Source organism: Pseudoneobacillus rhizolycopersici (assembly GCF_054786815.1).
In genome coordinates this window covers 15949-30742 of sequence record NZ_JBTOOE010000029.1, presented here as the reverse complement: position 1 = coordinate 30742, position 14794 = coordinate 15949, and the positions used below count along the sequence as shown (strand labels likewise).

Genomic DNA, 14794 nt, shown 5'->3' with positions numbered 1-14794 from the left:
ATAGGTGTGTGCTTAATGTTCATTACCAAAGGGTTAAAGCCCTTTTTTGTTTTGCAACTCCAAATACCTGTAGGGGTAGAGGTGATTATAAAAAATAACTTTGTAGGAGGAATTAATTTTGTCAGAAAAGACGAGAACAACCATTGTCCTGTTTAGTGGAGATTATGATAAAGCAATGGCAGCCTATATCATTGCGAATGGAGCTGCTGCCTACGATCATGAGGTTACCATTTTCCATACTTTTTGGGGATTAAATGCTTTAAGAAAAGACGAAAATATAGCTGTGAAAAAAGGCTTTATGGAAAAAATGTTTGGAAAAATGATGCCGAGAGGCGCAGATAAGATGGGCCTGTCAAAGATGAATTTTGCTGGGTTTGGGCCAAAAATGATTAAGGATGTTATGAAAAAACATAATGCGATGACTCTTCCTCAACTTATTGAAATGGCACAAGAGCAAGATGTCAATCTAGTAGCATGTACAATGACAATGGATTTATTAGGGTTACAACAGGAAGAGCTATTAGATGGCATTGAATATGCAGGAGTTGCTGCGTATTTAGCGGATGCTGAAGAGGGGAATGTAAACCTATTTATCTAGTGAATAGTATATACCTTGGAGGTGAGTTTAAAGAATGGAATATGTAAATTATATTATTATTGGACTAATAATTGTATTCTTTGTACAACGTATGATTCCAACAAAAGGCGTTAGACATATATCAACCTCTGAATTAAAAAATGAATTAAATGATAAAAAAAAGCAATATATCGACGTAAGAACTCCTGGGGAATTTCAAGGTAACCATATACGTGGGTTTAAAAATATGCCACTACATCAATTAGCACAAAAATCTAATGAGTTATCCAAGGATAAAGAAGTAATTGTCATTTGTCAAAGTGGTATGAGGAGCCAGAAGGCAACTAAAGTTCTTAAAAAATTGGGCTTTACTAAAATTACAAATGTAAAAGGTGGAGTTAGCGCCTGGAGATAAAAGGAGGAAAATGAAATGAAAGAATTAACGGCAAAAGAAGTTGAAAATTTAATGAAAGAAAAACAGCCAGTAAATATTGTCGATGTACGTGAGGTAGATGAAGTCCGTTCAGGGAAGATTCCGGGAGCTTACCATATCCCACTAGGATTACTTGAGTTTCGCATGCATGAATTAGACAAATCTAAAGAGTATATCATGGTATGTCGATCAGGTGGAAGAAGTGGAAGGGCTTGTCAATTCCTTGAAGGCTACGGTTATAAGGTTATTAATATGGCTGGTGGTATGCTTTCATGGGAAGGTGAAATGGAGTAATTTTTTTAAAAAATAAATATACCCCTGGTGGTAAATAAGGAGGAATTAGTAGTGGAAACATTAAAAACAGATTTAGTACTAGATGCAAAAGGTTTAGCCTGCCCAATGCCGATTGTTAAAACGAAGAAGGCTATGACAAATTTGGAGGCCGGTCAAGTTTTAGAGGTTCAGGCAACTGATAAAGGGTCTAAAGCTGATATTAAAGCATGGGCACAAAGTTCCGGACATCAATATTTAGGAACAATTGAGGAAGGTGAAGTCCTAAAACACTATTTAAGAAAGTCATCTGGTGATGAAAATCTAGAAAGAAGACACCCGAATATTATTTCTAATGAAGAGCTGCAAAGGAAGCTCGAAAACCAAAGTGCCCCTGTTACTATTTTAGATGTAAGGGAAACCGCTGAATTTGTGTTTAATCACATTCCTAATGCAGTCTCTATTCCTCTAGGTGAATTAGAAAAACGTATAAATGAATTAAACAGAGATAATGAAATCTTTGTAGTATGTCGAACAGGAACTAGAAGTGATTTTGCTGCACAAAAGCTAACAGAAAAAGGTTTTACTAAAGTGATTAATGTTGTACCAGGAATGAGCCAATGGTCTGGGAAAACTGAAACAATCAATGACTAGGAGGAGTAATAAATGAATAAAAGAGTAGCAATTATCGCAAGTAATGGTGGATTATTTGATGCATATAAAGTGTATAATATCGCAACAGCTGCAGCAGCAACAGATCAAGAAGTAGCGATCTTCTTTACATTTGAAGGATTAAATTTAATTCATAAAGAAGCCTATCAACAACTTCCCATGCCTGAAGGTAAAGAGCATTTTGCTGAAGGGTTTGCAAAAGCAAATGTTCCATCCATCCCAGAATTAGTGGGAATGGCACAGGATTTAGGCGTTAAATTTATTGGCTGTCAAATGACTATGGATGTTATGGGATTAGAGAAAGATGCTTTCATCGATGGAATTGAAGTTGGTGGAGCTGTAACTTTCTTAGAATTTGCAAAAGACGCTGATGTATCATTAACGTTTTAAAAATTTTTTAAACAAAAATATACCGGTGGGGGTAAAAATAAAATGACTGTAACAGCAATGACTTCAAAGGAAGTCACACAAAAGGTTATCAATAAAGAACCACTATTTATCTTAGATGTTCGTAACGAAAGTGATTTTCAAGATTGGAAAATTGAAGGGGAAAACTTTGAGTATTTAAATATTCCTTACTTTGAATTACTTGATGGTGTGGAAGAAATATTGGATAAACTTCCCATTGATAAAGACATTTTAGTGGTTTGTGCAAAAGAAGGATCGTCTATTATGGTCGCAGATATGGTATCTGATGAAGGGCTAAATGTATCATATCTTTCAGGTGGTATGAAAGCATGGAGTGAACATTTAGAACCAATCAAGATTGGTGATTTAAAGGATGGGGGCGAAATTTATCAGTTTGTCCGTATTGGTAAAGGGTGCCTATCTTATATGGTTGTTTCTCACGGTGAGGCAGTGATTATAGATTCTACACGTATGACAGACATCTATTTAGATTTCGCTAATCGCATTCGCGCAAAGATTACACATGTATTTGATACCCATCTTCATGCCGATCACATTTCCGGTGGACGTGTTATTGCAGAAAAAGCAAATGCAACCTATTGGTTACCACCAAAAGATGCGACAGAAGTAACATTTGCGTATCAGCCTTTAGAAGGTGGAAATATCGTTAAGATTAGAAAAACGGAAATAAGTATTCACGCTTTATATTCTCCTGGACATACAATTGGTTCTACTTCCTTTGTCGTCGATGAAAAGTATTTACTATCAGGAGATATCCTATTTATCGATTCCATTGGTAGACCGGATTTAGCTGGTTTAGCTCAAGATTGGGTTGGAGATTTAAGAGAAAGTCTTTATAAGCGTTATAGAGAACTGTCAGAGAATTTAATTGTCCTTCCTGCTCACTTTATGATTATGGAAGAATTAAATGAGGATGGTAGCGTATCAGAAAGATTAGGTACCCTATTTGCTAGAAATCATGGTTTAAACATTGAAGATGAGAATGAATTTAGAAAGTTAGTTACGGAAGATTTACCACCGCAACCAAATGCCTATCAAGAAATTCGTGAAACTAATATGGGTAAAATTAACCCTGACACAGAAAAACAACGTGAAATGGAAATTGGTCCTAACCGTTGTGCGGTTAGATAATTAAAATTTAGGAGGAGATACAAAATGGAAGCAAATAGAGTTTTAGATGCGAAGGGATTAGCATGTCCAATGCCAATCGTTAAGACAAAGAAAGCAATGAATGAGCTTGAAAGCGGTCAAGTGTTAGAAATTCATGCAACTGATAAAGGGGCAAAAAATGATCTTGCTGCATGGGCAAAATCAGGAGGCCATGAATTAGTCAATCATGAAGAAGAAGATAACGTGTTAAAGTTTTGGATTAAAAAAGGTTGAAAATAAAAAGGGAACCGGAATTAGGGTTCCCTTTTCTTAGGGGGATAAAGGGATGGAATGGAGTGTAGGTTATATCATAACGATTTTCTTAATCGGATTTATTGGTTCTTATCTATCAGGAATGTTAGGAATAGGCGGCTCAATTATTAAATATCCTATGCTCCTTTATATTCCACCAATATTTGGTCTAGCGGCTTTTAGTGCACATGAGGTTTCTGGAATTAGCGCTGTACAAGTGTTCTTTGCCACTATTGGTGGTGTGTGGGCTTACCGTAAAGGTGGATATTTGAACAAAACACTAATCAGTTATATGGGAGCTAGTATTTTAATTGGTAGCTTCATTGGTGGTTTTGGTTCTAAGATGATGTCTGAAGGTGGTATTAATCTTATTTATGGAATTTTAGCATTAATTGCTGCAGTGATGATGTTTATTCCTAAGAAAAATACCGATGATATTCCTCTCGACCAAGTTAAATTTAATAAATGGCTGGCAGCCGTTTTAGCATTAATTGTAGGGATTGGAGCGGGTATTGTTGGAGCGGCCGGGGCGTTTTTATTAGTGCCAATCATGTTAGTGGTATTAAAAATTCCAACACGGATGACGATTGCTTCATCTTTAGCCATCACATTTATTTCATCTATCGGTGCAACTGTAGGGAAAATTACAACCGGTCAAGTTGATTATTTTCCTGCGTTAATCATGGTTGTGGCAAGTTTAATAGCCTCCCCATTAGGGGCAATAGCCGGAAAAAAAGTAAATACGAAAATCTTGCAAGTGATTTTGGCGATTTTAATAGGAGCAACTGCCGTAAAAATTTGGATGGATATTTTATAAATGATCCTTCTGAGAAAGTCAGGTGAATAAATTGAAAAAGGAAAAAATGAATCATTGTAAGACCGGATCTTGAGGAATTAATAAAGAACAACCCAACCTGAAAAAGGGAATCCCTATATGACCTGGTACATGGGTTTGGCTCCTGGTAGGAGTCATCTTACTACTACAGAAAATATTTTAAGGGGCTAGTGATAGCCCCCTTTTGTCTCACCCCATTAAAAAAGCCGCGGATAAAGTCATTCACGCAGTTTTTTCTATTTTTCACCATCAATTTCAATAAGGATTTTGGCATGTGACAGGTGACAAAGTATGGAACCCTGCAAAGTTCTTTATAGAACAGTCATTAAAAGGTTATTGACATATGAGTAACTAAAATATTATCATTATCTCATATTCGAGATAATTCAATTAAAGATATTACGGATAGAAAGAACTGCATGAGCGGGAGACTGCTGGGTTATTTTTGTTTCATTAAAGTGTGTTGAAATTTCACCTAATGAAAAAGATAAAGGAAAGAGTAAATAAATAATTTTTTAGGTTAACATCTAGAACTAATATCGTAAAGGAATGATTCGATGCTTTCAATTGATCCTAATAATAATTCGGAGAGAGAAAATTATAAATTTTTAATCGGAAGCATAATACCGCGACCTATTGCGTTCGTGACCAGCTTATCTCAAGATAAAGTATTAAACGGAGCACCCTTTAGTTATTTTAATATCGTCTCCTCGAACCCGCCGATGATTTCTTTATCCATCCAACGGTCTGGGGGAAGGCAGAAGGATACTGCAAGAAATATCATCGAGTCAAAAGAATTTGTCGTTCATATCGTCGATGAAACAAATGTTGAAAAAGTAAATCAAACGGCTGCTAATCTTCCACCTGAACAAAGTGAAATAGAGTTAGCAAAATTGACACCTATTAATAGTATTAAAATTTCGGTTCCGGGTGTAAAAGAAGCAAAAATTCGGATGGAATGTACTTTAGAACATTCCTTAAAATTGGGTGGTTTAGATTCTCCAGGATGTGATTTTATCATCGGAAAGGTAGTTCAATTTCACGTTGACAGTAATATTTATGAAAATGGAAGAATCGATCCAAAGAGTTTGGCTGCTGTAAGTCGATTAGCAGGACATCATTACGCTAAAATTGGGGAGATTTTTGAAATAGAACGACCTATTTAATTTATTAACCGATTCCGGAATCGGTTCTTAAAGGAGAGAAAACGAATTGAATAGCAAAATCATGAAAATACAAAAATTAGGATTCCCATGGGAGACAGAAGACCCGTTCCTTATGACAGTACATCATAAAGATGCGTATCCTTCAGGAAATGAACAGCAAGGTCCTAACGCTTCATTAGAAGGTAGAAATCTTGGCGAGGATTTTACGTTGCGTGACGGTTATAGAATGTATCATGGCACAACAGTTCCTGGATTTCCAGTACATCCCCACAGAGGTTTTGAAACGGTAACAGCCGTTCTTGAAGGATTGGTTGATCATTTTGATTCATATGGGTCCGTAGGACGGTTTGGGAATGGGGATGTTCAATGGATGACAGCAGGAAAGGGTAGCCAACATGCTGAAATGTTTCCTCTCGTCCATCAAGACAAAGGCAATCCTCTGGAATTCTTTCAGATATGGCTAAATCTACCTGCAAAAGATAAATTCACTGAGCCTGAATATAAAATGTTATGGGCTGAGGATATACCTGAAGTCCAATCGGTGGCTACTAATGGACAGAAAACGACCATAAGACTTATTGCTGGAAGTTTAATGGACCAGTCTGGATTAGAACCAAACTCTGCATCTTGGGCAAAGGATAAAAATAATCATGTTGGGATCTACCTTATTCATATGGAGCCGGAAGCAGTCTTCACTCTACCGTCAGTTTCCGCGACAATGAAAAGAAATCTATATTATTATCAGGGAGATAAACTAAATATAGACGAAACAGCGATTGAATCATACCATCGTGTGAAGCTTGCTGGTGATCAAGAAATTACGATTACTAATGGATCATCTGAGAGTTACATGCTGCTCCTAGAAGGGGAGCCAATACAAGAACCTGTAGTAACCTATGGGCCGTTTGTGATGAATACGGAGCAGGAAATTCGCGAAGCGTTTAGGGATTATCAAAATACACAATTTGGTGGCTGGCCGTGGGACCGTCCAGATCCTGTAAATAAGCGTGAGTCAGGAAGATTCGCTCGCCATGCGGATGGAAGAGTTGAAAAAAGATAACCAATTGAATGGCGCCTATCTAGATATGGATAGCGCCTTTCTTCATGTCATGGCCACTCACTTCTAAACATTTATAATTTATATTAAACTTTTGTTGACGAATAGAACTTCGGATGTTACTATGAAAAAGTAAAAATTAAATATTATTCTCGTATAATATTGGGGATATGGCCCGAAAGTTTCTACCAAGCTACCATAAATAGCTTGACTACGAGGTTGTGTATATAAATATGGAGATAAACGTAACTTTTCTTTATTTCCTTTATCTACCTTCCTAAAGTCAAGCACCGGTGCAACTCGGTGCTTTTTAATTTTTCCACAGATAAAAATTCATCAAGATTAACACAAGGAGGATCATATCAATGAACAAAAGTACAAAGAAAATAGTAATGATATTATTCTTAGCATTAATGACTGCTGTTATGGCAGCATGTGGAAGTGACTCAGCAAATGGTAATAAAGCAAAGTCTGGAACAGATGAAGATGGATTAAAAATTGCTATTGTAACAAGCCCTTCAGGCGTTGATGATGGAAACTTTAATGAAGATAACTATAAAGGTATTTTGAGCTTTATTGAAAAGCATCCGACAGCAACAGTAAAGGCTGTTAAAGAAGAAACTGGTGATCCTGCTGCGGCAGTACAAGCTGTTGCTGATATTGTGGCAGATTATGACGTGATTGTAACACCTGGGTTTCAATTTGCTGGAGTTTCTAGTATTGCTGTAGAAAATCCTGATAAAATTTTCATTTTAAATGATTCTGAGCCCACACCAGTAGGTGACCAAAAAGAATTCGATAACGTCTATGCGATGAATTTTGCAGAACAAGAAAGTGGCTTTTTTGCAGGAATGGCTGCAGCATTTGAAACAAAATCAAATAAAGTAGCGGTTGTAAATGGTATCGCTTATCCTTCAAATGTCAATTATCAATTCGGTTTTGAATCGGGTATAAATTATGTTAATGCGGTTTATGGAAAAAAAGTTGAACTTGTTGAATTATCAGGTTATGCCGGGACGGATGTAACAGGTGCTGATGTTGGTGGTAACTATGCAGGATCTTTTGCAGATGAAGCAACTGGTAAAGTGATTGGAAATGCGTTAATTAAAAAAGATGTAGATATCATCTTTGTTGCAGCAGGTGGTACTGGTAATGGGGTATTCACAGCTGTTAAGGAAGCGAAAGGCGACGTTAAAGTAATTGGTGTGGATGTAGACCAATTTGATGAAGGTGCCAATGGTTCTGAAAATATCGTCTTAACATCTGGGGTAAAATTCATGGGTATGAATATTGAAAAGGTATTAAACTCTGTTGATGATGGAAGCTTTAAAGGAGGAAATGTCGTCCTTTATGCAGATACAAATTCAACTGGTTTTATAAAAGAAGAAGGTCGTCATCAATTATCGGAGGACACACTAAATGAAATGAACAAAGCTTACGAGTTAGTTCAAAAAGGTACAATCGTACCTGCCTCTAATTTTAATGGCCATACACCAGAAAAGTTTCCAGGGCTATAATCTAATAGAAACAGAATAATGAAATGAACAAATAGAAGTTTATCATTTTCCCCATTTAAGAAACACTTGGGAATGATGAACTTCTTTTAAATTATTTTTCCTATTATCACGATAAAGGAGACAAAAAATGTCTGATTATATTGTCGAAATGAAACATATAACCAAACGATTTCCTGGAATAGTAGCAAATCATGATGTATCCATTGGCATTAAAAAAGGAGAAATTTTCGCCTTGCTTGGAGAAAATGGTGCGGGTAAATCAACTCTGATGAGTATTCTTGGTGGAATGTATGAACCGGATGAAGGAGAAATTTATATCCGGGGAGATAAGGTGAAAATTAGTTCACCTAATCATGCTGCAAAGCTAAACATTGGAATGGTCCATCAGCATTTTAAGCTAGTCTCTGACTATACGATTACCGAGAATATTATCTTAGGCATAGAACCAATCAAAAAATTCGCGGGTCTCTTTCCATATGTTGATATTCGTAATGCTAATCGGAAAATAGAAGAACTATCTAAAAACTTTGGTTTAGAAGTAGACCCTACAAAAAAAATAGCCGATCTTACCGTTTCCATGCAACAACGAGTGGAAATATTAAAAGTGCTTTATCGTGAAGCGGAAATCCTGATTTTTGATGAACCAACGGCTGTTTTAACACCACAAGAAATTGATTTTTTACTGGGGATTATCCAAGGCTTACGAAACGGTGGAAAAACCATCATCTTAATTACACATAAGCTAGAAGAAATTAAGAAAGTAGCCGATCGATGCGCTGTATTAAACAAAGGTAAATTAGTCGATGTGTTGAATGTAAAGGAAACATCGGTTAGTCATATGGCTCAATTAATGGTGGGTAGAGAGGTAAGCTTCGAATCCGAAAAAGTATCTGCTCAGTTTAAAGAGGAAGTATTGAAGGTAGAACATTTAACGGTTACAAACGAAGATGGATTTGAAGTAGTTAAGGACGTATCCTTTACCATACACAGCGGTGAAATATTTGCTATTGCTGGTGTTGCAGATAATGGTCAGGTTGAAATCGCAGATGCTATTGCCGGGTTAACGAAGGTTAATGGCGGGAGAATATTCCTAAATGGTAAGGACATTACGAATGAAAGTATCAGAAATAGAACTGAAACGGGCATATCTTATATACCTGAAGATAGACAAAGCTTTGGACTAGTATTGGATTTTGATTTAGCAACTAACTTAGCTCTAAAACAGTACTATACGGAACCCTTTTCTAGAAAGGGAGTTTTGAACAAAGAAGAAACGGAGCAATTTGGTAGTAGATTGATAGATAAATATGATATTAGAAGTGGACAAGGGATTAAGACGCAAGTTCGTTCGATGAGTGGTGGTAATCAGCAAAAAGCGATTATTGCTCGCGAAATCGAATTACAATCGCCGCTGATGATTTTTGTGCAACCAACACGAGGAGTAGATATTGGGGCGATTGAAAATATTCATAAAATGATCATTCATGAACGAGACCAAGGGAAAGCGATCTTACTTGTTTCATTAGAGTTAGATGAAATAATGAATGTAGCGGATACAATTGGCGTTATCTATAATGGCCAACTTCAAAAAGTTGCTAGCAGTGAATCGTTAACGACGAATGAAGTCGGCGAATATATGATGGGGGCAAAGCATGAGTAAAGAAAATAAGAAAAAAAGCTTAAGTTATCGTCTTATTCAACCAATTAGTAATGAAAAATGGCAACCTATCTCGATCCCATTAGTCTCCATTATTTTAAGTTTTATCGCAGCGGCTGTTGTTATCCTTTTCATTGGCAAAAATCCAATCCAGGCATTTTATAACTTATTCCAAGGATCAGGACTCCTGCCTAAGCCTTCATATGCTGGCTATAAAAGCATGTTGACTGATTTTTTGAGTTTGCTAAATGCCATGACCCCACTTGTGTTTGCCAGCTTGGCCGTTGCTGTTGCTTTTAAAGCAGGGCTATTTAATATTGGGGTTTCCGGACAAATGCTCGTCTCTGGTTTTATCGCGACGATTATCGTCGGATACAGTGGTTTAGATGCTATCATCGCAAAACCTCTGGTGTTGTTAATCGGAATGGTCGCTGGAGGATTAATGGGAGGATTAGTCGGATGGCTAAAATATAAATATAACATTAATGAAGTTGTATCTACGATTATGTTAAATTATATTGCTCAATATGTTATCAGCTTTTTTATTCAAATGTACTATGTTGATCCGGTCTCAAGACAATCCAAATATATTTCAGAAGAGGCAAGATTAACCTTAGTCAATGTCGAAATAGCCCACTTGAAAATGGATATTCCATTGGGCTTTATTCTAGCCATCGTGGTCGCCTTTACTTTAAAGTTTGTCATGGACAAAACAGTGGTTGGTTTTGAAATTAAAGCAGTTGGATCTAACCGCAATGCAGCAAAGTATGCGGGGATAAATGTCGGGAAAAATACAGTCCTAGCCATGGTAATGTCAGGAGGTTTGGCTGGTCTTGCAGGTGTGACTTTTTATTTAGGTTATTTTTCTTCTATACAACCAAAAGTATTATCAAGTATCGGTTTTGATTCGATTGCCGTATCCCTATTAGGAAATTCACATCCAATTGGTGTTGTTTTTTCATCATTTCTAATATCCATCATTGATCAGGGAAGCACGTATATGAGTTCACAAACTGGATTAAGACAGGAAATAGCCTTTGTTATTATCGCCCTTATCTTATTGTTTAGTGCGTGTGGTGAATACTTGAAACATAAAGTTAGCCGTATTAAGGATAAAGAAGTAGATCGAAAGGAGAGTGAATCATAATGAATACCATAATTATCGATGGATTATCCTTTGCTCTGCCTCTTTTTATTATGGCAATAGGTGGTATATACAGTGAAAAGAGTGGTATTACCAATTTAGCCCTTGAAGGCTTTCAAGGTTTTGGAGCATTCACCGGGGCACTTTCAGCTGTATTAATCGCAAATGCAATCAGCACAGACGTTCAAAATCTATTTTATGTCGCATTACTGTTTTCGATGATTGGTGGAATGGCTTTTTCCGTTATTCACGCTGTATTAAGTATTAAGTTTAAGGCCAATCAAGTAATCAGCGGTGTCGTGATTAATATTTTGGCGTTAGCCCTAACGACTTTCTTAACGACCCAAATCAATGCACTTGTGTTTGGATCGGCTTCGGACAAGTTTCGATTAGGTGTTTCCGAGCGGTTTACGGTTGAAGGTTTGGCTAATATACCTGTGATTGGTGCAGTGTTTACGAATGTGTATCCTTTCCAAGTGATTATCATCGTAATTGCTGTTTTTGCGTGGTATCTTTTATATAAAACAAAATTTGGCATGCGCTTAAGAGCGAGCGGAGAAAATCCTCATTCGGTTGATGCGGCTGGTATAAATGTATCAAAAATCAGGTTTTCTGCCGTTCTTATCTCAGGACTATTATCCGGGCTTGGTGGCATATGTTTCGCTTACTCCATTTCAGCTAACTTTTCTTCCAATATTTATATGGGATACGGATTCTTAGCGATTGCTGCTTTAATCTTTGGGAATTGGCGAATTCTCCCAACATTAGCGGCATGTCTATTATTCGGTTTTGCAAAATCTGGTGGGGTGTTTATTGCTCAGTCCATGGCATTACCGAGTAGTTTCACGGATTTATTTATGACTTTACCTTATATATTAACGTTATTATTACTAATCTTTTTCTCTAAATCCAATCGTGCTCCGAGAGCATTAGGTGAGATTTATGACAAAGGAAAGAGATAGATAAATGATTTAGAAATTTGTAAATAGAGGCTGACTCAGAAGAATCGTTCTTGAACGTTTCGCCTGAGTCAGCCTTTTTTCTAGTAGCAGTGCCTAACAGTTTCGGCCAGTTAACATTAATGCTTTAACTAATAATAAATAAATACAATACCAAAAATTAATACTAGATTAATAATTATTAGGTTTAATATTATTGTACGATAGAAATCAATTAGGAGGTTACTTCATGTTTAATAAGAAACTCGTGAAAAAAGGAGCTACTTTAGCACTTGCTCTAGCCATTACTGTTCCAGCATTAGCACCTGCAGCAGTGGATGCTCAGAAAAATCTTACAATAGAAGCGATTAAATTTAATGGAATGAAGGCACCATCTACTATTGATGAAATGGTAAAAACATATACAACTGCAACCGTTGATGTGAAATATAGCAATGGAAAAGTAAAAACATTTCCGTTATCTTACAACTACCTATTTAAATCAGAAGATAATGTAGCGACAGTTAAAGGGAAAAAAATCCCTGCCGGTACACCAATTGATGTAAAAGGAAATCCAATTAAGGATCCAAGCAGTCTAGACGGAAAATACTTTGTTTCCGATGCTCCAGATTCAAATAGCTTAATGCTGCCTATAAACGGCAAACTTTATATGGTTACACATTATGAATATCAAACCATTGATGCTGCTGGTAAATCAGCATACGGATTAGTTCCAGCCTCTATGTCTTTAACTGAATTGGAACAGGACAAAAAAACAGGTGAACTAAAACCTGTAAAAGTAGAAAAAATTGATTTTTCATCTGTCGATGGACTTTGGATTCCATGTAACGGATCATTATCTCCATGGAACACTCATTTAGGTTCTGAAGAATACGAACCAGATGCTCGTCTTTTCTTAAATCCAACTTCAAAAGTAAGAAGTCAAGTTGAAACATTCGCTCAATTCTATTTTGGAGATAAAGCAAAAGCCAATCCGTATTTCTATGGCTATACTCCAGAAATTACAGTAGATAAGAATGGTAAAACATCTGTTCAAAAGCATTACAGTACAGGACGTTTTTCTCATGAGTTAGCGAAAGTAATGCCTGATAACAGAACGGTCATTTACGGGGATGATGGTGGTAATACAGGATTGTTTATGTATGTAGCTGACAAGGAAAAAGATTTATCAGCTGGTACATTATATGGAGCTAAATTTAAACAAACTGGTACTGAAAACGGTGGTTCAGGTGATTTACAATGGATTAATTTAGGGCATGCCACTGATAAAGAAGTGAAAAATATTATTGATAGCGGTATTCAATTCAATGATATCTTTGAAACTTCTGACGAACCTAAAGAAGGTTTTACAGCTATTAAAACTTATTCAAATGAAGGAAAAATTGAGTACTTAAAACTTAAACCGGGTAAAGAAAAGGCAGCAGCCTTCCTTGAAACACGCCGTTACGCAGCTATGCTTGGTGCGACTACTGAATTTAACAAAATGGAAGGTGTAGCACTAAACCAAAAGGATAAAAAAGTATATATTGCTATTTCCGATCAAAGTAAGGCAATGGAAAAAGATTCAACAGGAAAAGATCCAGCAGACCATATCCAATTACCTAAAATTAAAGCGGGTGTAACGTATCAATTAGATTTGCAAGGTGGTCAAAAAGATAGCGAAGGTAAGGCGATTAATAGTTCTTATGTAGCGCCATCAATGTCTGGATTAGTTGTAGGAGAAGATTTAAAGGATGCTGATGCATTTGGTAACACTGCAAATGTAGATAAAGTAGCCAATCCAGATAACTTAAGTTACTCTGAGGCAATGAGAACACTCTTTATTGGTGAAGATAGTGGAGCTCACACCAATAACTACGTTTGGGCCTATAACGTTGATACGAAAGAATTAGATCGTATTTTATCAGTTCCAGCAGGAGCTGAAGCAACCGGATTGTTTGCTGCGGATGACCGCAATGGATTCTCTTATATTTTCAGTAATTTCCAGCATCCTGGTGATGAAGTAGATGGGAAGTCCATTACAGCAGTAAATAAAGAAGAGCTACTAAAAGAAATTGACAAGCAAATTGGTATTAATAAAACAGGTGGTATTGGTTATATCTCAGGTCTACCATCTTTAACAAAAATGCCAGATTTCACTGCCCCTGGTGTTCCAGTAATAAACAAGGTAACTGATAGTGCAACATCAATCAGTGGAAAAGCAGAAGCTAATTCAGTAGTGAAATTGTATATTAATGAAAAATACAAGCAGCAAACCAAGACGGATAAAAATGGGAACTATAAGTTTAAAATATCTAAGCTAAGTGTAGGTACAAAAATTAAGGTAACCGCTACTGATGAAGCTGGTAATGAAAGTGTTGCAAGCACTACTACAGTAATCGACAAAACGGCTCCTAATGCTCCCAAAGTAGATAAGGTTACGGCAAAATCTAAAACAGTTACGGGTACAACTGAAAAAGATGTTATTGTACAAGTTTATCAGGGGAAAACTTTATTAGGAGAGACAAAAGCAAACTCAAAAGGTAGATTTACAGTAAAAATTAAAGTTCAAAAAGCAGGCACTAGCCTAACTGTTGTGGCAAAAGATAAGGCTGGAAACAAAAGTAAAAGTACGGTCATAAAAATTGTTTCAAAATAATAACCAAGTTCATTTAGTGTACCGATAAACATGAAAAGG

The 14794-nt window shown here is 36.5% G+C and carries 15 protein-coding genes and 1 riboswitch; all 15 genes read left to right on the top strand.

Annotated elements, in window-relative coordinates; translation table 11 throughout:
• Nucleotides 1-118 precede the first annotated feature (118 nt).
• The 15 genes from ACX9YW_RS20565 to ACX9YW_RS20495 all read left to right on the top strand — a co-directional run bounded on the left by ACX9YW_RS20565 (nt 119) and on the right by ACX9YW_RS20495 (nt 14755).
• Nucleotides 119-598 (top strand): DsrE/DsrF/DrsH-like family protein, encoded by a 480-nt coding sequence (locus ACX9YW_RS20565; protein WP_460350054.1) that lies wholly within the window; start codon nt 119-121, stop codon nt 596-598.
• Nucleotides 599-632: 34 nt separating this feature from the next.
• Entirely contained in the window at nt 633-992 is a 360-nt protein-coding gene (locus tag ACX9YW_RS20560; RefSeq protein ID WP_460350050.1) for a rhodanese-like domain-containing protein, read from the top strand.
• 15 nt (nt 993-1007) lie between these two features.
• The gene (locus ACX9YW_RS20555; protein WP_460350048.1) at nt 1008-1304 is read left to right on the top strand and encodes a rhodanese-like domain-containing protein; all 297 of its coding nucleotides are present in this window, start codon (nt 1008-1010) and stop codon (nt 1302-1304) included.
• Between the two features lie 51 nt (nt 1305-1355).
• Nucleotides 1356-1934, top strand: a complete 579-nt coding sequence (locus ACX9YW_RS20550; RefSeq protein WP_460350046.1) for a sulfurtransferase TusA family protein — start codon at nt 1356-1358, stop codon at nt 1932-1934.
• Nucleotides 1935-1946: 12 nt separating this feature from the next.
• Nucleotides 1947-2342, top strand: a complete 396-nt coding sequence (locus ACX9YW_RS20545; protein ID WP_460350044.1) for a DsrE/DsrF/DrsH-like family protein — start codon at nt 1947-1949, stop codon at nt 2340-2342.
• Nucleotides 2343-2384: 42 nt separating this feature from the next.
• Entirely contained in the window at nt 2385-3512 is a 1128-nt protein-coding gene (locus tag ACX9YW_RS20540) for an MBL fold metallo-hydrolase (RefSeq protein ID WP_460350042.1), read from the top strand.
• Between the two features lie 24 nt (nt 3513-3536).
• A complete protein-coding gene (locus ACX9YW_RS20535) occupies nt 3537-3764 on the top strand; it encodes a sulfurtransferase TusA family protein (RefSeq protein WP_460350040.1) in 228 nt (75 codons plus the stop codon).
• A 52-nt stretch (nt 3765-3816) separates the two neighbouring features.
• On the top strand, nt 3817-4599 hold the full coding sequence (locus ACX9YW_RS20530) for a sulfite exporter TauE/SafE family protein (RefSeq protein ID WP_460350038.1): 783 nt from the start codon (nt 3817-3819) through the stop codon (nt 4597-4599).
• A gap of 575 nt (nt 4600-5174) precedes the next feature.
• Nucleotides 5175-5783 (top strand): flavin reductase family protein, encoded by a 609-nt coding sequence (locus tag ACX9YW_RS20525; RefSeq protein WP_460350036.1) that lies wholly within the window; start codon nt 5175-5177, stop codon nt 5781-5783.
• A 46-nt stretch (nt 5784-5829) separates the two neighbouring features.
• A complete protein-coding gene (locus ACX9YW_RS20520) occupies nt 5830-6843 on the top strand; it encodes a pirin family protein (RefSeq protein WP_460350034.1) in 1014 nt (337 codons plus the stop codon).
• A 129-nt stretch (nt 6844-6972) separates the two neighbouring features.
• Nucleotides 6973-7074: riboswitch (purine riboswitch) on the top strand.
• Nucleotides 7075-7205: 131 nt separating this feature from the next.
• Nucleotides 7206-8357 carry a BMP family lipoprotein gene (locus ACX9YW_RS20515; RefSeq protein ID WP_460350032.1) on the top strand — a complete coding sequence of 384 codons (1152 nt, stop codon included), beginning with the start codon at nt 7206-7208 and terminating at the stop codon, nt 8355-8357.
• 127 nt (nt 8358-8484) lie between these two features.
• Complete coding sequence (locus ACX9YW_RS20510; RefSeq protein ID WP_460350030.1) at nt 8485-10017, top strand: ABC transporter ATP-binding protein; 1533 nt, start codon at nt 8485-8487, stop codon at nt 10015-10017.
• Nucleotides 10010-11161, top strand: a complete 1152-nt coding sequence (locus tag ACX9YW_RS20505; protein WP_460350028.1) for an ABC transporter permease — start codon at nt 10010-10012, stop codon at nt 11159-11161. Before ACX9YW_RS20510 ends, ACX9YW_RS20505 begins: the two co-directional genes overlap by 8 nt.
• The gene (locus ACX9YW_RS20500; protein WP_460350026.1) at nt 11161-12120 is read left to right on the top strand and encodes an ABC transporter permease; all 960 of its coding nucleotides are present in this window, start codon (nt 11161-11163) and stop codon (nt 12118-12120) included. The genes ACX9YW_RS20505 and ACX9YW_RS20500 overlap by 1 nt, the downstream gene beginning before the upstream one ends.
• A 226-nt stretch (nt 12121-12346) precedes the next feature.
• Nucleotides 12347-14755 (top strand): PhoX family protein, encoded by a 2409-nt coding sequence (locus ACX9YW_RS20495; protein ID WP_460350024.1) that lies wholly within the window; start codon nt 12347-12349, stop codon nt 14753-14755.
• Nucleotides 14756-14794: the final 39 nt, after the last annotated feature.